The organism is Flavobacterium sp. Leaf82 (genome assembly GCF_001422725.1).
Taxonomy (GTDB): domain Bacteria; phylum Bacteroidota; class Bacteroidia; order Flavobacteriales; family Flavobacteriaceae; genus Flavobacterium.
The window spans coordinates 1-18,752 of the sequence record NZ_LMMA01000004.1 but is presented as its reverse complement, the minus strand read 5'-3'; the positions used below and the strand labels follow the sequence as shown (position 1 = coordinate 18,752).

General features: G+C 33.3%; 17 protein-coding genes. 13 read left to right on the top strand and 4 right to left on the bottom strand.

The window, feature by feature from the left end; genetic code table 11:
- Positions 1–47 precede the first annotated feature (47 nt).
- From ASF10_RS04975 to ASF10_RS04915, 13 genes are all read left to right on the top strand, one after another.
- Entirely contained in the window at positions 48–599 is a 552-nt protein-coding gene (locus tag ASF10_RS04975) for a hypothetical protein (RefSeq protein WP_241774904.1), read from the top strand.
- Positions 600–677: 78 nt separating this feature from the next.
- Positions 678–1,964: a DUF58 domain-containing protein gene (locus ASF10_RS04970; RefSeq protein WP_056246196.1), complete on the top strand. Its 1,287-nt coding sequence runs from the start codon at positions 678–680 to the stop codon at positions 1,962–1,964.
- Between the two features lie 117 nt (positions 1,965–2,081).
- Positions 2,082–3,167: a phosphoglyceromutase gene (locus ASF10_RS04965; RefSeq protein WP_056246194.1), complete on the top strand. Its 1,086-nt coding sequence runs from the start codon at positions 2,082–2,084 to the stop codon at positions 3,165–3,167.
- Positions 3,168–3,211: 44 nt separating this feature from the next.
- Complete coding sequence (locus ASF10_RS04960) at positions 3,212–4,144, top strand: DUF2167 domain-containing protein (protein ID WP_056246190.1); 933 nt, start codon at positions 3,212–3,214, stop codon at positions 4,142–4,144.
- Between the two features lie 201 nt (positions 4,145–4,345).
- Positions 4,346–5,137: a TrmH family RNA methyltransferase gene (locus ASF10_RS04955; protein WP_056246187.1), complete on the top strand. Its 792-nt coding sequence runs from the start codon at positions 4,346–4,348 to the stop codon at positions 5,135–5,137.
- Positions 5,138–5,317: 180 nt separating this feature from the next.
- Positions 5,318–7,540, top strand: a complete 2,223-nt coding sequence (locus ASF10_RS04950) for a RelA/SpoT family protein (RefSeq protein WP_056246183.1) — start codon at positions 5,318–5,320, stop codon at positions 7,538–7,540.
- Positions 7,541–7,631: 91 nt separating this feature from the next.
- Positions 7,632–8,177, top strand: coding sequence for a hypothetical protein (locus ASF10_RS23880; protein ID WP_082472384.1), 546 nt, complete (start codon positions 7,632–7,634; stop codon positions 8,175–8,177).
- Positions 8,178–8,364: 187 nt separating this feature from the next.
- The gene (locus tag ASF10_RS04940; protein ID WP_029268726.1) at positions 8,365–8,823 is read left to right on the top strand and encodes a Fur family transcriptional regulator; all 459 of its coding nucleotides are present in this window, start codon (positions 8,365–8,367) and stop codon (positions 8,821–8,823) included.
- 95 nt (positions 8,824–8,918) lie between these two features.
- Entirely contained in the window at positions 8,919–10,190 is a 1,272-nt protein-coding gene (locus ASF10_RS04935; RefSeq protein WP_056246181.1) for an adenylosuccinate synthase, read from the top strand.
- A 55-nt stretch (positions 10,191–10,245) separates the two neighbouring features.
- The gene (locus ASF10_RS04930) at positions 10,246–10,827 is read left to right on the top strand and encodes an NUDIX domain-containing protein (RefSeq protein WP_198529566.1); all 582 of its coding nucleotides are present in this window, start codon (positions 10,246–10,248) and stop codon (positions 10,825–10,827) included.
- Between the two features lie 20 nt (positions 10,828–10,847).
- Positions 10,848–11,408, top strand: a complete 561-nt coding sequence (locus ASF10_RS04925) for a hypothetical protein (protein ID WP_056246180.1) — start codon at positions 10,848–10,850, stop codon at positions 11,406–11,408.
- 87 nt (positions 11,409–11,495) lie between these two features.
- Entirely contained in the window at positions 11,496–12,380 is an 885-nt protein-coding gene (locus tag ASF10_RS04920; RefSeq protein WP_056246177.1) for a L,D-transpeptidase, read from the top strand.
- A gap of 173 nt (positions 12,381–12,553) precedes the next feature.
- Positions 12,554–13,750: a hypothetical protein gene (locus ASF10_RS04915; protein WP_056246174.1), complete on the top strand. Its 1,197-nt coding sequence runs from the start codon at positions 12,554–12,556 to the stop codon at positions 13,748–13,750.
- 70 nt (positions 13,751–13,820) lie between these two features.
- Here ASF10_RS04915 and guaB read toward each other — a convergent pair whose 3' ends face one another.
- The 4 genes from guaB to ASF10_RS04895 all read right to left on the bottom strand — a co-directional run bounded on the left by guaB (position 13,821) and on the right by ASF10_RS04895 (position 18,612).
- Positions 13,821–15,293 (bottom strand): IMP dehydrogenase, encoded by a 1,473-nt coding sequence (gene guaB, locus ASF10_RS04910; RefSeq protein WP_056246172.1) that lies wholly within the window; start codon positions 15,291–15,293, stop codon positions 13,821–13,823.
- 422 nt (positions 15,294–15,715) lie between these two features.
- On the bottom strand, positions 15,716–17,116 hold the full coding sequence (locus tag ASF10_RS04905; protein WP_056246171.1) for a DUF5723 family protein: 1,401 nt from the start codon (positions 17,114–17,116) through the stop codon (positions 15,716–15,718).
- Complete coding sequence (locus tag ASF10_RS04900; protein ID WP_056246169.1) at positions 17,113–17,664, bottom strand: hypothetical protein; 552 nt, start codon at positions 17,662–17,664, stop codon at positions 17,113–17,115. The genes ASF10_RS04905 and ASF10_RS04900 overlap by 4 nt, the downstream gene beginning before the upstream one ends.
- Positions 17,665–17,745: 81 nt before the next feature.
- On the bottom strand, positions 17,746–18,612 hold the full coding sequence (locus ASF10_RS04895; RefSeq protein ID WP_056246164.1) for a hydroxymethylglutaryl-CoA lyase: 867 nt from the start codon (positions 18,610–18,612) through the stop codon (positions 17,746–17,748).
- Positions 18,613–18,752: the final 140 nt, after the last annotated feature.

Here is an 18,752-nt window from a genome sequence, read left to right as displayed (position 1 = left end):
TATTTTTTCTGTTTCTTTTTTGTATTACGTTGGTGAGTTTTAAACCGATGAATATCAAACAGGCGAATACGAGCAAGACATCAATTTATTTTGCAACAGACAAGCAACAACTCGAATCATTAATTAGAAAAACCTATGAATGGATCGAAACAAAAAAAACACAAACTGATTTTGATGTTGTTGCAAATAAAAAAGGAGATAAATATATTGCGCTAAACACAAAAACACACAATAAAATAATAGAAGAACTAAAAAAGTCGAACTTTTTTGCACAACAATTTATTGATAACTACAACAAAATTGCATTGAAAATTGGTGAGAATCTAAAAACCAATAAAATGGAATATTTAGTTGGCGATTTGCCTCCATATGGTTCTGATAGCAACCCGTGGTGTAATTGCCAGGATTATCCGGAGAAATATTGGAAAACACTACAAGTAAACAACTTAAAGATTCAAAATGATAAAGCTACTTTTTACTGGACATGGACAGAATGGAAAGAAACCCCTAAATATAAAGTAACCGCTGTCAAAGAAAATGGCATCTGGAAAATAGCCATTTTAGACGGTTTTGATTATAAAAGCTTCATCGGAATATAATAAGAAAGACTTTTAACCCTAATTTTTTTAAAATTGAAATTCATAAAAAGCCTTTACCTCAATAACTTTTTCTTCTATATGCTTTTGGGCATCATAGGAATGTTTGTCTGTGCTTTTATTTTTCCGAATTTATACAATGCCGTCTGGTTTGTAGTTTTAATTTTATTCACTTTTTCAGGGCTTGATATTCTACTTTTATATACAACCAGAACAGGAATCGAAGCCGAAAGAATCACAGCTGAAAAACTGTCAAATGGCGATTTAAATCCTGTAACAATCAGTATAAAAAACCGCTATACTTTTAAGATTTCAGTAAAAATTATAGACGAAATTCCGTTTCAGTTTCAGGTTCGTGATTTTAAAATTGTAAAAACAATTAAAGCTTCTGAACAAAAAGAAATTGGTTATGAACTTCGCCCAACAGAACGTGGCGAATATTATTTTGGATATTTGAATGTCTACGTTTCTTCACCTTTAAGATTAATTTCCAGAAGATTTTCTTTCGACAAAGACAAAATGGTCCCAACTTATCCGTCTTATATGCAGTTGAGAAAATACGATTTATTGGCTTTTTCGAATAACTTATATCAATACGGAATCAAGAAAATCCGTCGTATCGGTCATACAATGGAGTTTGAGCAAATAAAAGAATATGTTCAGGGCGATGATCTTAGAACCTTAAACTGGAAAGCAACGGCAAAGAAAAATTCGCTGATGGTGAACCAGTTTCAGGACGAAAAATCACAATCTGTTTACATGGCGATCGATAAAGGGCGTGTGATGCAAATGCCTTTTGATGGTTTGAGTTTGCTTGATTATGCTATAAATTCGACTTTGGTTTTAGCAAATGTCATTCTGAAAAAACAAGATAAAGCCGGAATTTTTGCCTTTTCTAAAAAAGTAGAAAACAGAGTTTTTGCGGAGAAAAGAGCCTCGCAAATGCAAAAAATCCTGGAAACTTTGTACAACATCAAAACTGATTTTTTCGAAAGCGATTACAGTCGTTTGTATGTTGATATCAAGAAAAACATCAATCAGAGAAGCTTGATTATTTTATATACAAATTTTGAAACGATGGATGGATTAAATCGTCAGTTACCTTATTTAAAAGGAATTGCTAAAAGCCATTTGTTAGTTGTCGTTTTCTTTAGTAATACCGAATTGAATTCTATCATAAACAAAAAAACAGACACGATTCAGGAAATATACGATAAGGTAATTGCCGAAAAATTCATGTTCGAAAAACGTTTAATCGCAAACGAACTCAAAAAATACGGAATCTATTCTGTGCTTACTCAGCCGGAAAACCTGACTTTGGATACCATAAATAAATATCTGGAGATTAAAGCGAGAGGAATTTTATAATTTTTATCCTTTATTAATTTATAGTTACATTACGTCATCACGTAAAAATTGATTGATTAAATTAAGTAGTTTTGAAACAAATTCAAACGAATCAATGTAATTTCAAATTAATAAAAAATGAAAAAGTCAATCCTAATTCTGTTCATTTTATTAAGCTGTAAATCTTTAGCACAAAAAACGGAAAACATTATCGTTATCACCACAGACGGTTTTAGATGGCAGGAAATCTTTAAAGGAATAGATCCTGCAATTGCCCGTGATAAAAAATTCAATCAAAACGACAGTACTTATATTTATAAAAAATATTCAGGTTCTGACTTTAAGGAATCCCGCAAAAAAATCATGCCTTTTTTGTGGTCAGAAATTGCTTTGAAAGGACAAATTTATGGCAATCGTGATCTGGGAAATAAAGTCGATGTATCGAATCCATATTGGTTTAGTTATCCCGGATATAGCGAGATTATGACCGGAAATGTAGATGTTGCTATCAATTCTAACGGTTATAAAGCAAATCCAAATGTGAATGTTTTGGAGTTTTTAAACCAACAATCTAAACTAAAAGGAAAAGTTGCCGCTTTTGGAGCTTGGGATGCTTTTGACAGGATCTTAAACGAACAAAGAAGTGGTTTTCCTGTGATTTCTGCCTTTGATCATGTGGGAGGAAATAAGCCAACAGCGAATCAAAAACTATTAAATGAAATGCGTGAGAATTCGTTCAAACCTTTTCATGAAGATGAATGTCTGGATGTTTTTACGCATTATCAGGCTTTGGATGAACTGAAAAACAAGAAACCAAAAGTACTTTATATCGCTTACGGAGAAACAGATGAATGGGCACATTCCGGGCATTACAGATCCTATCTTGACGCTGCAAACCAAGTTGATAAATGGACCAAAGAAATCTGGGATTTTGTACAAAATGATCCACAATACAAAAACAAAACTACTTTATTAATCACGGTTGATCATGGTCGTGGCGACAAAACAAAAACGCAATGGACAGATCATGGTGCTGACATTGCTGGCGCATCACAAATTTGGTTTGCTGCCATTGGACCAGAAATTGCAGCAAAAGGCGAAATCAAAACAGATTCGCAATTGTACCAAAAACAAATCGCCCAAACGATTGCAAAAATTATGGGATACACTTTTACAACATCGCATCCTGTATCTAATGAGATCACAGAAGTTTTTGAAAAATAATTATACCAACCAAAATAATAATCAACCAAAACCAATTTATTCAAATGAAAAAAACACTACTATTTCTTTTTTTAATTTCTATTTTCATTCCTAAAATAATAGCGCAAAAAAACGATACTATTGCAGCCTATTATGACAAAATAGAAAAATCATTTAAATACGAAACCGGAAAAATCACTTTATCAGAAGGTGAAGGAACACTGAATGTTCCTAAAGGATTTAAATTTCTAAATGCAGAACAAACCCAAAATGTTTTAAGCAATTTATGGGGCAATCCCGAAGATAAAACCGTTTTAGGATCTCTGGTTCCTGACGGAAAAGGAGTTACACACAGCAATAGCTGGATGTTTGTAATTAGTTATCAGGGAGATGGTTTTGTAAAAGATGATGACGCAGGAGATATTGATTATGACGATTTGCTAAAAACCATGAAAGAAGATGTTCTGGCAGAAAATGAAGAACGCAAAAAAGGCGGTTATGAAGAAGTACAATTAATAGGCTGGGCATCAAAACCATATTATGACAGTAATTTGAAAGTATTGCACTGGGCAAAAGAATTGAAATTTGGAAAAGATGAAGCCAATACCTTAAATTATGATTTAAGGGTTTTAGGACGAAAAGGAATGTATAACATCTCTGCAGTTGCCGGAATGAATGAACTTGCGGAAGTAAAAGCGAATATTCCGGGAATTTTAAAAAGTGTAGAATTCAATGACGGACACAAATATCTGGATTTTGACGCTGACACAGATACAGTTGCCGCCTGGACAATTGGTGGTTTAGTAGCCGGAAAAGTTTTGGCAAAAGTTGGATTCTTTGCTATTCTGGCAAAATTTGGAAAAATTATCGTAATTGGAATCATTGCAGCATTTGCAGCTCTTAAGAAATTCTTATTCGGTAAAAAAGATCAGGTTGTATCAAGACCACAAGAAGAAGAAACGGCACTTCTTGAAGAAAGTAACTCTAAAGAAGAATAGATATTCTGCCACGAATTTCACGAATTTTCATGAATTAGTACTTTGCTTTATCACGAGAAAAAAAATTCGTGAAAATTCGTGAAATTCGTGGCAAACTTTTTTATCATTTTAAAAATTTGAACGTTTCAACCTTTGCCACTTTGACCCTATTTTAAAAAAAACTAAGTATCTTAGCACCTTAGAAACTCAGTACCTTTAAGAATGAAACAAATTACCTCAATACAAAATCCGTTTATAAAATCGCTCGTTTTACTGCAGGAAAAGGCAAAAGCCAGAAAACAAACCGGAACATTTTTGATTGAAGGATTACGTGAAATTTCACTAGCCATAAAAGGCGGTTACGAAATAGAAACTGTTTTGTTTTTACCGGAATTAGTGACTGAAAATGAAATTAATAAATTGGTAAATACTCCGGTTCAATTAATCGAAATCAATAAAGAAGTCTACCAAAAACTCGCTTATCGCGATACAACCGAAGGTATTCTTGCTATAGCCAAAACAAAATCAATGTTATTATCTGATTTAAAATTATCTGATAATCCGTTAATAATTGTTGCCGAAGCACCTGAAAAACCGGGAAATATTGGTGCTCTTTTACGTACTGCAGATGCCGCAAATCTTGATGCCGTTTTAATTGCAAACCCAAAAAGTGATTTATACAATCCAAATATTGTTCGCTCAAGCGTTGGTTGTTTGTTTACCAATCAAATTGCCACAGGAACAACGGCTGAAATCATCGCATTTTTGAAAGAGAAAAAGATTGATTTTTACTGCGCAACATTACAAAATTCAACCTCATATCATACACAGGATTTTACAACTCCAACTGCTTTGGTTGTAGGTACAGAAGCTACCGGATTAACTCAGGATTGGCGTGATGCTGCAACTCAAAATATTATTATCCCTATGCAGGGCGAAATCGACAGCATGAATGTTTCAGTAGCTGCCGCAATTTTAATTTTTGAAGCCAAACGTCAAAGAGGATTTAATTAAAATTATAGTTTATAATATCTTTCCTATTATGCTTTTTTAACTAAAGAATCTCGACTCCGCTCTATTTGACAGGACAAAATCTATACTCTGAAATCAGAAATCAGAAATCCAAAATCAACGCTCCATTCCCTTGCGTATGTTCAAACTTATTGCTATTTTTAGTACTTGAACTATGCCGTTATGATAGAAATAGATATTGAAAAAGAAAATAAAGCAATTGCCCAAGAGTATAAAGAATTACTTCGAATTAGTTATCAGACTTTAAGTCCTGCAGATAAAAAACTGATTCGTAAGGCATTTGATGTTGCCGTTGACGCGCATAAAGAACAAAGACGTAAATCTGGCGAAGCGTATATCTTTCATCCTATTGCAGTTGCAAAAATTGTTGCTTCGGAAATTGGTTTGGGAGCGACCTCAATTGCTGCGGCTTTATTGCACGATGTTGTCGAAGATACTCCAATAACAGTCGAGGATATTGAGCGATTATTCAACCCAAAAGTAGCTCAGTTAGTCGAAGGTTTAACCAAAATTTCGTTGGTTCAAAAAGACCTGAATGCTTCTATGCAGGCAGAAAATTTTAGAAAAATGATCCTTACACTGAACGATGACGTTCGTGTAATCCTGATTAAACTGGCAGATCGTTTGCACAACATGCAAACAATGGATTCGATGGCAGAATATAAACAAACTAAAATTGCCTCAGAAACGCTTTATATCTATGCTCCTCTCGCCCATCGTTTGGGTCTTTATAATATTAAAACCAAACTGGAAGATTTAGGTTTAAAATATACAGAACCTGCTGTTTACAATGATATTGTCAGCAAAATAAGAGAGACAAAAGAAGAACAAGATGCTTATATCAAAGATATTTCGGATGTATTGAAGAAATCTTTAGATAACGAAGGCATTGATTATATTATAAAAGGACGTCCGAAATCTATTTATTCGATTCGCAGAAAAATGCGTGCTCAAAATGTGAGTTTCGACGAAGTTTATGACAAATTTGCTTTAAGAATCGTTTACAAATCAGATCCGCACGACGAGAAATTTGTCGCCTGGAAAATCTATTCGATCGTAACAGATCATTACAGACCAAGTCCAAGTCGCTTGCGAGACTGGATTTCTTCTCCAAAATCAACCGGATACGAAGCTTTGCACATTACCGTTATGGGACCAAAAGGCCGTTGGGTAGAAGTTCAGGTACGAAGCGAACGTATGGATGAAATTGCAGAGAAAGGTTATGCAGCACATTACAAATACAAAAACGGAGCAACCGAAGAAAGTGGCTTAGATGTCTGGTTGAATTTACTTCGTGAAGCACTGGAAAATCAGGAAACCAATGCGGTTGATTTTGTAGAAGATTTTAAAATGAATTTATATTCTAAAGAAATCTTCGTCTTTACGCCAAAAGGAGAAATAAAATCATTGCCAAAAGGTGCTACTTCGCTTGATTTTGCATTTAGTATTCACTCAGAAATTGGAATTAAAACCAGAGGAACTCGTGTAAACGGGCGTTTGGTTCCCCTAAATCACGAATTAAAAAGTGGTGATCAGGTCGAAGTAATAACTTCTGCAAATCAAAAACCAACAGTAAACTGGTTAGAATATGTAACAACTTCAAGAGCAAAAAATAAGATTAAAAACGTTCTTAACGAGAACACGAAAAAAATTGCCGAAGAAGGAAAAGAACTACTTACCCGTAAATTAAGACATTTAAAAATAACGATCAGCGAACAAGTTATCAATGAACTGGTAAACTTTTTTAAACTAAAAACGAGTTTAGATTTATTTTACAGAGTTGGAATTGGCGCAATCGAAAATCAACAATTAAAGGATTACGCGGCGCAAAAAAGCAATACGTTTATCAATTTCTTTAAAAATAAAATCAAAAGAAATAAAGATAATACAGCCGCTGATGATATTCATAAACCTGTAATCAGCAGTAATTATGATATGCTGGTTTTTGGAACGGAGCATGACAAATTAGATTACAAACTTTCGCCTTGCTGTAACCCAATTCCGGGTGATGATGTTTTTGGTTTTGTAACCATTAACGAAGGAATAAAAGTTCATAAAAAAGATTGCCCGAACGCTATTGGGATGCAATCAAATTATGCCTACAGAATTATGAGTGCCAAATGGATTGATTCTTCACAAGAAGAATTTAAAGCCATTATCAACATTACCGGAATGGATGTTTTAGGACTTACAAATCAGTTAACAAGAGTAATTTCGAATAATATGAGCGTAAATATTCAGAGCATTTCGTTGAGTACAGATGCCGGAATATTTCATGGACAGATTGCTGTAATTGTTCAGAACAATACTATTTTGAAGAAAATGATTAATGCCATTAAAAAAATTGATGGAGTTGATAAAGTTACCAGAGAATACAGAACATAAATTGGTCTAAAGTTTAAATTCTTAAAGCCAAAAATAAGAATACATATCGTGCCTATTTCACTTAAATCATTCCTATAAATATTTTTTTTTCATGATAAACAATTCCTTAGAAATAGAAATTCCAAAAGTAAATTTTGACGAAAATGGAGAACTTATAATTGTTGCTTCTGAATCTTCGTCAAAAGATGATTTTGATTTTTTTCAGGGAAAATCCAATATCAGAAATAAAAAACTAAAACAAAGATTTGCAAATTGTACAGAATGGATTGAATTTCCGTCAACTCAGGAAATGTACAAGATTTTAAACGGAATTGGTAATATTGATAATTTCCTTGCAACTTTTGATGGTGAACCTTTTGAAGGAATGACCGTTAGATTATTTAATCCTGCCACAAGATTGTGGAGTATATATTGGTCAGATTCAAATACCGGAACTTTAGACAAGCCCGTAATTGGTTCTTTTGAGAATAAGATTGGACATTTTTTCTCTAAAGACATTTTTGAAGGAAAAGAGGTTTTACAGGTTTTTCGCTGGGATGCAAGAGACGAAAATAATCCTGTCTGGAGTCAGGCTATGTCTGACGATAACGGAAAAACCTGGGAATGGAACTGGTACATGTATATGACAAAAGCTTAGTGAAAAAATGTTAGTTTTTTCATAAATAAAAATAATTATGTTAATTAAGTTCAATCGAACTTTCTAAAATTTAATGCTCTAAGAACCTGTCTTTGATGTGTTATTATGAATCAAATACAGACCTGAACGTTAAACTTTAAACCCGAAACTTTTATTCATTAAAAATAAAAATTTATCTTTGCCGGATATGACACTCATTTCAACTGACAACACTAGGAATCAAGAAATTGTAAAAAATGTTTTTACAATGTATCTTGAGCAAAAAGGGCATCGCAAAACTCCTGAGCGTTATGCTATACTTCAGGAAATTTACGACAGCGAAGAGCATTTTGACATAGAAAACTTATATATCAAAATGAAAAACAAGAACTATCGTGTGAGTAGAGCTACATTATACAACACGATCGAGTTATTGTTAGACTGCGCTTTGGTTAGAAAACATCAATTTGGACAAAATCAGGCTTACTACGAAAAATCATATTTTGATAAACAGCATGATCACATTATCATGACTGATTCTGGTGAGGTAATCGAATTTTGTGATCCAAGAATTCAAACCATCAAAAAAACAATCGAAGAAATATTTGATATCGAAATTACGAATCATTCACTTTATTTCTACGGAAACAAAAAACAAAAACAATAGTCCGGAAACGCATTATTTACAAAATAAAAAAAAAGAAAATTAACTACATTAATCAGTAGGGCAACTCAAATTGCCTCAACGCAAATTAAAACAGAATGACCGTAGATTTATTACTAGGATTACAATGGGGAGATGAAGGTAAAGGGAAAATTGTTGACGTTCTTACCTCTAATTATGATATTATCGCACGTTTTCAAGGAGGACCAAATGCAGGACATACATTAGAATTTGACGGAATCAAACATGTACTTAGAACCATTCCTTCTGGAATTTTTCATAAAAATTCAATAAACATCATTGGTAATGGTGTTGTAATAGATCCGGTAGTTTTTCAAAAAGAAATCGAAGGTTTAGAGAAATTTAACCTTGATATCAAAAGCAAATTGATCATTTCAAGAAAAGCACATTTAATTTTACCAACACACCGTTTATTAGATGCAGCATCTGAGGCATCAAAAGGAAAAGCAAAAATTGGTTCTACTCTTAAAGGAATTGGGCCAACTTATATGGACAAAACTGGTAGAAACGGTTTACGTGTTGGAGATATCGAATTAGAAGATTTTAAAGAACGTTACAGAGCATTAGCTGACAAACATGAAGCAATGATTGCTTTTTATGACGTAGCTATTCAATATAACTTAGCTGAACTTGAAAAAGAGTTCTTTGAAGCTGTTGAAGAATTAAAAAAATTAGATTTTATTGACAGTGAAGAATATATCTACCAAGCTCAAAAAGCAGGTAAATCTATTTTATGCGAAGGAGCTCAGGGATCTTTATTAGATGTTGATTTTGGAACTTACCCTTTCGTAACTTCATCAAATACTACTGCTGCCGGAGCTTGTACAGGTTTAGGAATTGCTCCTAATAAAATCAAAGAAGTTTACGGAATCTTTAAAGCGTATGTTACACGTGTTGGTAGCGGACCTTTCCCTACAGAACTTTTTGACGAAGTTGGTGCAACAATGGCAAGAGTTGGAAACGAATTTGGATCTGTTACAGGAAGACAAAGACGTTGTGGATGGTTAGACCTTGTAGCTTTAAAATATGCGGTTCAGGTAAACGGAGTTACACAATTAATGATGATGAAAGGAGATGTTCTTTCAGGATTCGAAACTTTGAAAGTTTGTACAGAATACAACTATAAAGGACAAAACATTTCTCACTTTCCTTATAACATCGAGCCGGAAAACGTAACTCCTGTTTATAAAGAATTTAAAGGATGGAAAGCTGACTTAACAGGATTGACAACTTACGATCAATTACCAATTGAGCTAAAAGAATATATTGAGTTTATTGAAGCAGAAGTTGGAGTGCCAATTAAGATCGTATCTGTTGGACCAGACAGAAAGCAAACAATCACTAAATAATACCTCTAAACGCTCTGATAACCAGAGCGTTTTTTTATACAAAACATTTCTAATCATGAGAAATCCAGAAATTAAGGTTACGGAAACAAAATTACTATCAGACAATTGGTACATACTAAACAAAGTAACTTTTGATTATCAAAAGAAAGATGGCAAAGTAGAATCTCATATTCGTGAAGTTTATGATCGCGGAAACGGAGCTGCTATATTATTATACAATTCCTCTAAAAAAACAGTAATCCTTACCAGACAGTTTCGTTTACCAACTTATCTTAACGGAAATAAAACCGGAATGATGATCGAAGTTTGCGCCGGACTTCTTGATCAGGATAATGCAGAGCAAGCCGTCATTCGCGAAACCGAAGAAGAAACCGGTTACCGTTTACAAAAGGTCAAGAAAGTTATAGAGACTTATATGTCGCCGGGTTCTGTTACAGAAATTTTATATCTTTTTGTTGGCGAATACGACGAAAAAATGAAAGTAAATGATGGCGGAGGATTAGATGCTGAACAAGAAAATATTGAAGTTCTGGAATATACGTTTGATGAAGCTTACAACATGATTGAATCCGGTGAAATTACAGATGCTAAAACTATTTTGTTATTGCAACATGCTAAAATAAAGGGGTTAATTTAAACGCTTCGATAATATATCAGATGATTGAATTTAATATTTGGCAGGAATTCGCAAACGAAACAAACGGAACTTTTAAAGAAGGTTATTCATGGCGCTCTGACTCTACTGAAATAGAATATAAAAACTGGACAATTATTTTTGATAATTATACCTTATGGTCCGGAAAATATAGTACTGAGTTAACACGGGTTATTACTCCAATTATTTTAAAAGATAATTTTAAATTTGAAATTTATCGTGAAGGATTTGCTCGTAAAATTGAAAAACTGTTTGGAGCACAAGACATAGAAATTGGATATCCTGAATTTGATAAAACTTACACCATTAAAAGCAATAATGAATTTAAAATAAAAACATTATTACGTAATAAGGAACTGAGAAACCTCATCGAATTTCAAAAGGACGTCAACATTCAAATTACAAATCAAAAAGAAATTTGGGAAAAAGAACTTCCGGCAAATGAATTCGAATTATCTTATTTTATAGATGAGACGATTTCTGATCTTACAGTTTTAAATTCTTTATTAAAGCTTTTTAAAGTTTTGCTGGATCAATTGTCTGAAATGGATTGTATTGAATAAAATGAGAATCAAACAAACAATTCAAAAAATTGTGTAAGTCCTTTTAGCGACTATTGAAATAACTTTACAGTAATAAAAAACCAGTTTATGAAAAAGTTATATTACACATCAAATATCTTATTACTATTAGTATTAGTTTTATTAGGTTCATGCAAAAAAAATGAATCAGCTGAAGTAAAAAAAGAAGCAAAACCAAAGAAAACTATCGAATATAAAAAACCCGAATCTGTTTCTTATAAGTTTGAGAAAACAAAAGAATGGTTAAAAACAAATGAAGGCGACAGCAGTAAACTTAAAATTGCTTATGCTTTAAACAGAACTGATAAAGCCAATTTTGCAAAAATGGATTCTGTTATAGTTCCCGCTGATTTTACAGGGGATATCGTTTATTATCTTCCGTTTCCTTTGCATGTAGCTGCTTTAGAAGAAGTTTCGAAAGTGATTATTTTCTCTTATCCTGCTCAGGCATTTGCTGCTTATGAAAATGGAGAATTAGTATATACAGGACCAACAAATATGGGTAGAAAAAAAGATCCAACTCCAACAGGATTATTTTTCACCAATTGGAAAGCCGAAAAAACAACCAGTACGTTTAATGACGAATGGGATTTAAAATGGAATTTTAACATCGAAAACAAACTTGGTGTTGGTTTTCATGAATATGAATTACCAGGTTATCCTGCATCACATTCTTGTTTAAGATTACAGGAAACCGATGCCAAATACTTGTATAAATTTGCAGATGAGTGGATCTTAAAAGATAAAGAAAACGTAAAAGTAAAAGGAACTCCGGTTATTGTTTTTGGAAATTATCCATTTGGCGATCCAAAACCATGGTATGCATTAGTCAAAGATCCAAAAACTCTGGATATTTCAGAATCAGATCTTGAAACTCAAGTACAACCTTTTATCCAAAAAATTTTAGAGAATCAAAAAGTTAGAGAAACAGAAAAACAAACTGCTTCACTTTAAATAATATAATCTAATGAAAAACTGCTAATAAGTTTTGACGAATTATATTAGCAGTTTTTAGATTTAAACATAAAAAAAGGCATAAGATTTAACTTCTTATGCCTTTTTTATTTTTTATGGAAAAGACAGTTATTTTTTTCTATTTTTAAAACTCTAAAAATCTTCTATAATTAATGAAATCAATATCCGTATTAGTATTCATACTTTTCTGTTCAACAACAAAATTGTATTCACAAACTAAAGAAACCTATCAATTTTCTCAGGATATAAATTACAAAATCGAAAAAGATACTGTAAAATGGAAATATCAAACCGGAGCAACAGCTCATTCTATTAGTGGTTACTATAAAAAAGCACTTGAAACCTGGGATAAAAACGGAGCCCAAATTCCAATAATTACTACCGAAGACAGTTTGTACTTTAAAGAATTTCATTCAGAAAATGCAGTAAATTATATCATTAGCAGATCAAAGAATGAAAAAGTTATCATGCTTAATGAAGCGCACAATAATGCAAGACATCGGGTTTTTACCACATCAATACTAAAAGGATTATACGACAATGGTTTTCGATTTCTAGGTATCGAAGCTCTCAATGACACCTTAATAAATAAAAGAAAATTTCCTGTTTTAGAAAGCGGGTTTTATACACAGGAAACTCAATTTGGCAATTTAGTAAATGAAGCGATACAAATTGGATTTACCGTATTTGGCTATGAAGATTTTGATACACCAAATTTAAACGGAAAAGAAAGAGAAATTAAACAAGCGCAGAATATTGCTAAATGGATAGAGAAAAATCCTGAAGGAAATTTTTTAATTCATTGCGGATACGATCATATCATTGAAGGAATACCCGGAATTAAATCCTGGGAAAAAGCCATGGCAGGCAGACTTACTGAATTTACCGGAATAAATCCATTTACCATTGATCAAATTAAATATTCTGAAAGAGGTGACAGCAAATTAAATCAGCCTTATATAGAAATGCTAAATCTAAATTACCCTGCAATCTTAGTAGATTCGAATGGTAAAACATTTAATGGCGCGATTGATAATCCCAAAAAAATTGACTGCGCAGTAATACATCCTATTACAAAATATAATAATGAAAGCCCTGACTGGATGACTTTATCAGGAAAAAGAAAGATTTACAATATTTCGAATTCTAAAATAAAGGAATTTCCGGCATTAGTTATGGCTTACCGAATTAATGAATTTGAAAAAGATGGAATACCTGCGGATGTTATCGAAATTTTAGATGATACTAAAAAAGGCAGTTTAATACTAAATAAAGGCAAATACAAAATTGTAATTAAAAATAAAGATTACAAAATAACAAATGAGTTTTTGCATACAGTAAAAAACTAAAGGTAATAAAATTAAAAAAGGCATAAGAAATTAATCTTATGCCTTTTTGTTTTATATAGAAAGCTAAAAATTATCTTGAATAATTTGGAGCTTCTTTTGTAATTGTAACGTTGTGCGGATGACTTTCTGTAATTCCGCTTGAGGTTATTCTAACAAAACGTCCAGTTTCTTGTAAAGTCGGAATATCTTTTGAGCCACAATATCCCATTCCGGCACGAAGACCTCCAACAAATTGAAGCATACTTTCGTTTAATTCTCCTTTGTAAGGAACACGACCAACAATTCCTTCCGGAACTAATTTTTTAACATCGTCTTCAACATCCTGAAAGTAACGGTCTTTAGAACCTGTTTGCATAGCTTCAACAGACCCCATTCCGCGGTAAGATTTGAATTTTCTACCTTCGAAGATAATAGTTTCACCTGGAGATTCTTTTGTTCCAGCTAATAATGAACCCAACATTACACAGTCAGCACCGGCAGCAATTGCTTTAGGAATATCTCCCGTATAACGAATTCCACCATCAGCAATAACCGGAACTCCGGTTCCTTTGATAGCCGCAGCCACTTCAAGAACTGCTGAAAATTGAGGAAAACCAACACCTGCAACGATACGTGTTGTACAGATAGAACCAGGTCCAATCCCTACTTTTACTCCGTCTGCTCCGTTTTCTACTAAATATTTAGCAGCTTCAGGAGTTGCAATGTTCCCTACAATTACATCAATATTTGGGAATTTTGATTTTATTTCTTTCAATGTATTTACTACACCTTCTGTATGTCCGTGAGCGGTATCTATAATAATGGCATCTACTCCGGCAGCAACCAATGCTTCTGCTCTTTGAACAGCGTCACCGGTAACACCAATTGCAGCAGCAACTCTTAAACGTCCAAAAACGTCTTTGTTAGCAATTGGTTTTTGAGTCAGTTTTGTGATATCTCTGAATGTAATTAAACCTACCAGTTCGTAATTAGCATTTACAACCGGTAATTTTTCGATTTTATGTCCTTGTAAAACTACTTCGGCTTGTTCTAATGAAGTTCCTTCGGCTACAGTAACTAAGTTTGTACTGGTCATTACCTCAGCGATTGGTTTTGCACCGTTTTTTTCGAAACGTAAATCACGGTTTGTAACGATTCCTTTTAGGATTTTGTTTTCGTCAACAATTGGAATTCCGCCAATTCCGAATTCTTTCATTGCATTTTTTGCATCTGCAATAGTTGAATTCATTGGTAAAGTTACCGGATCGATAATCATTCCTGATTCAGCACGTTTTACTCTTCTAACTTTCGCAGCTTGTTGCTCGATTGTCATATTTTTATGTAAAACGCCTATTCCGCCTTCTTGTGCCATAGCAATTGCCATAGAACTTTCAGTAACGGTATCCATAGCAGCTGATACTATTGGAACGTTTAATGTTATATTTCGTGAAAATTTTGATTTGATACTCACTTCGCGAGGAAGCACATTAGAGTAGTTAGGTACTAATAATACATCGTCGTAAGTTAAACCTTCGCCGATAATCTTGGAGTTGTGTGCTATCATGTTGCAATTTCTAGTTGAATTGCGTGCAAATATAGTGAATAAATTGGAAACTTGATTACTAACTTATTCATAAAATTAACTTTACACGAAAGTACTTACAAATTTGAAAGCCCTAGCCCTGATGGAAATGGAAAGCCACGAAAGTAAAACATCATTTTTTTCCGGTCTTAAAAAGCGACCAGCGGAAGCTCTTTTGAGGCCTTGAAAAAAAGTTGTTTTGCCTGAGTGCTTGTAATGTACAGCAGGAAATTGCTTCTAAAAAAAATCACCATATAAGTTAAATAAGAAAATTTAAGTTTTAGCCAATTTGTTATACTTTATGCATAGTTCTCTCCCGAAGTCTTGGAACGCTCGAACTGACAAACTTCATCACTTCGGACTTTGAAAAATTATATGAACTTATATAACTTAAATGGTAAAAATTAATCTTCAGAATTCTGAAAAACAAAGTTAAAACCAAATTGAAATGCTATACTATTGGCTTTCGAAACATCTTTATATTCCAGAATATTATCAACGAGAAGGTACATATTGAGTTTACCAAGTGTTCCTGAAATTCCTAAACCTATATTTTTATTAGAATAAGAATCGAATGTATAAGTGGCTTTAACATCTAATTTTTCGAAGATGCTTCGTTTATAAAAAGCCGTTAGCGCCACAAATGGTTCAACCGGCATGGACATCATAAATAACTGTCCACCAACGGAATTGACATATTTTCTATTGATTTTTCCTTTACAATTACAATCTCCGTCATAACGTGCTTCGCCAAATGAATATTGAAGTGATGAATAAAATTTTGTTGGTCTCCAGGTCGTATATTTATTATAAAGCGTATCTCGTGGTATGGCTTTCTCGAATTCATCAAAGACATTTTCAGGATCATCTGCCGGATCAAAACTAGGATTTACACCCTGATAATTATAGGTACCTTTATAGGTTAATGTTTCAATATCCTTGGTGTGCCTTATAAAACCAAGATCCACAATACTTGCCGTAAACTGTAGATTTTCTTTAAAATAATAGGTAAGTCCGGCATCAATACCCAAACCTAAACTTCCGTTAAAAAAAGTATTACGGGCAATATCTTTTGGGATACTTCCTTCGTATTCATCTTTGGTAAAGGTGGCAATCCCGGAGGTTTTAAGTTCTAAATTAGACGATATTATTTGGTTATAAATATTTGGTGTTCCGGCACTTTGCCCCGTAAAAATATATCCTGAATTTTTAGTCGATGTTGCATTTGCTCCACTTGAGTACAATTTTGCACGACCGCCCAAAACCAATTTCTCATTTAGCTTTTTATGAAATCCCACATGAAAAACAGACAATACCTCAGCTCTCACATTTAAGTCACCAAGATTAAATGATTTACCTATATAATCTCTATTTCCGTCTAATGCTAATATTGCAGGATCTTTTGGGACATACATTAAAAAATCGAATTCCTGATAAACGCCAAAAGAAACATAAGACTGGCTATCCTCTCCTCCTACTCTAAATCCGCCAGAGAATATTTCGAGCTGTTGATTGACCTGAGCTTTATCTTTGCCTGAAGATTTATTGATAACGTTGCGGACTTTATCATTAAAATCGATTCCGTTATTGGCGAATAAATCGTAAGCCGAAAAACTACTGGAACCTAAATTAGCTGATATTCCGGATAAAACCGGAATCCCAAAATAGAATTTATACGAAACATCGGCTCCCGGATTTACCAGTGACGATTGCGGAATAGACGTAAAATTGTACAGCAATTCTTTGTTTTGGGCAAAACAGGAAAGTTGGAAAAGAACGATTAAAATAAGATATATTTTTCTCATTGGATTTCCATATAAGCGATTGCACCTGATCTTAATTTCAAACTTCCTGTACTATTTTGATCTAGTGCCGGTCCAGGCGCCATTCTAACAAAAAAAGCTAGTTTAACCGTATTTTTCAAAAGATCTAATCGCTGATTTTCAAATACTTCTGTAGGGTAATTGATAATATTTGAACTTCCGGAATAGGCAGGAATTGGATAGGAATTGGTTTCAAGAATTTGATTATTGGCATCAAGAAGCAAAATATCGACTGTAAAAGCCCTGATTATAGTATTTTCTATTTCGAAATCAAGTTCTGCTTTTACCAGATTATCCCTGAAAAACTTTTCTTTAAAAATATCAAAACCCTGTTCATCAAATGCTATTTGTCCTCCTCCGCTATTTGTAAATTGGGTTGCTGGAACATTAAAGTAAGCGAGATTAGCAACAAAAACAGGTTCTAATTTGAGATCTTTGGTTTGGTCAAAATCTAAATCGCTTGAGCATGAAAAAAACAAGCTTGATAAAAGAAGTATCTTAAAAATTCTATTTATAAAGTTCACTTTCATAGCTTAATCTGTATCTAAACAATAACAAACGTTATTATCTCATTACTTATTATCTGCCTGATAGTAAATATAGTAATTTTCTTAATGAAATTGACCAAATAATTTAGAAGCTTCGTTGTAAGCACTCTCAAAACTCAATGAATTTAGTCCGGTTGCTTTTTTATTGGATGTAAAATAAGAAATCAGTTTTTCTGTAGGCATATTTCCTGTCAGCTTATCTGTAGCCATTGGACATCCTCCAAAACCCTGAATCGCACCATCAAAACGGGTACATCCTGCTTTTGAAGCGGCATCTATTTTTTCGAACCAACTATTGGGAGTTGTATGCAAATGGGCGCCAAACTCTATTTGAGGATATTTTGGGATTAAATTTGAAAATAAATAGGTTATAACTTCCGGCGTCGAACTGCCAACAGTATCAGAAAGCGATAAAATTTTTACGCCCATTCCTGCCAGTTTTTCTGTCCATTCGCCAACAATCTCAATATTCCATGGGTCTCCGTACGGATTCCCGAATCCCATAGAAAGATAGGTTACGACTTCTTTGTTTTTTTTATCGGCGATTTCGAGAATTTCTTCCAGCGTTATTAAAGATTCAGCAATGGTTTTATGTGTATTTCGCATCTGAAAATTCTCAGATATAGAAAAAGGAAACCCTAAATATTGGATAGGTTCATATTCTGCTGCTAATGCTGCACCTTGAGTATTGGCAATGATTGCCAACAATTTACTTGTGGTTAGAGATAAATCAAGTTGCGCCAGAACCTCAGCCGTATCCTGCATTTGCGGAATCGCTTTTGGGGATACAAAACTCCCAAAATCAATCGTATCAAAACCCACTCTAAGCAAAGCCTGTATATAAGAAACCTTGTTTTTAGTAGGAATAAAAGTTTTGATACCTTGCATAGCATCACGAGGACATTCGATAATCTTGATTTCTTTATTCAAAGCTTATTCTTTAGTGAAGGCTAAGTTAGTTTCTTTTTTAAAGAAATAAAAACTATAATTTTCATAAATTATATTATTACATATATTAGTAATATCCAATAATATTACATAAAAACGTAATATTAAAAATTATTACATAA

What these genes read in the sequence shown, in the direction of transcription:
- ASF10_RS04940 (WP_029268726.1), top strand. Translation starts at nt 8,365, where the DNA reads ATGACACTCATTTCAACTGACAACACTAGGAATCAAGAAATTGTAAAA.
- ASF10_RS04975 (WP_241774904.1), top strand. Translation starts at nt 48, where the DNA reads ATGAATATCAAACAGGCGAATACGAGCAAGACATCAATTTATTTTGCA.
- ASF10_RS04915 (WP_056246174.1), top strand. Translation starts at nt 12,554, where the DNA reads ATGAAATCAATATCCGTATTAGTATTCATACTTTTCTGTTCAACAACA.
- ASF10_RS04970 (WP_056246196.1), top strand. Translation starts at nt 678, where the DNA reads ATGCTTTTGGGCATCATAGGAATGTTTGTCTGTGCTTTTATTTTTCCG.
- ASF10_RS04920 (WP_056246177.1), top strand. Translation starts at nt 11,496, where the DNA reads ATGAAAAAGTTATATTACACATCAAATATCTTATTACTATTAGTATTA.
- ASF10_RS04900 (WP_056246169.1), bottom strand. Translation starts at nt 17,664, where the DNA reads ATGAAAGTGAACTTTATAAATAGAATTTTTAAGATACTTCTTTTATCA.
- ASF10_RS04950 (WP_056246183.1), top strand. Translation starts at nt 5,318, where the DNA reads ATGATAGAAATAGATATTGAAAAAGAAAATAAAGCAATTGCCCAAGAG.
- ASF10_RS04965 (WP_056246194.1), top strand. Translation starts at nt 2,082, where the DNA reads ATGAAAAAGTCAATCCTAATTCTGTTCATTTTATTAAGCTGTAAATCT.
- guaB (WP_056246172.1), bottom strand. Translation starts at nt 15,293, where the DNA reads ATGATAGCACACAACTCCAAGATTATCGGCGAAGGTTTAACTTACGAC.
- ASF10_RS04935 (WP_056246181.1), top strand. Translation starts at nt 8,919, where the DNA reads ATGACCGTAGATTTATTACTAGGATTACAATGGGGAGATGAAGGTAAA.
- ASF10_RS04905 (WP_056246171.1), bottom strand. Translation starts at nt 17,116, where the DNA reads ATGAGAAAAATATATCTTATTTTAATCGTTCTTTTCCAACTTTCCTGT.
- ASF10_RS04925 (WP_056246180.1), top strand. Translation starts at nt 10,848, where the DNA reads ATGATTGAATTTAATATTTGGCAGGAATTCGCAAACGAAACAAACGGA.
- ASF10_RS04930 (WP_198529566.1), top strand. Translation starts at nt 10,246, where the DNA reads ATGAGAAATCCAGAAATTAAGGTTACGGAAACAAAATTACTATCAGAC.
- ASF10_RS23880 (WP_082472384.1), top strand. Translation starts at nt 7,632, where the DNA reads ATGATAAACAATTCCTTAGAAATAGAAATTCCAAAAGTAAATTTTGAC.
- ASF10_RS04960 (WP_056246190.1), top strand. Translation starts at nt 3,212, where the DNA reads ATGAAAAAAACACTACTATTTCTTTTTTTAATTTCTATTTTCATTCCT.
- ASF10_RS04955 (WP_056246187.1), top strand. Translation starts at nt 4,346, where the DNA reads ATGAAACAAATTACCTCAATACAAAATCCGTTTATAAAATCGCTCGTT.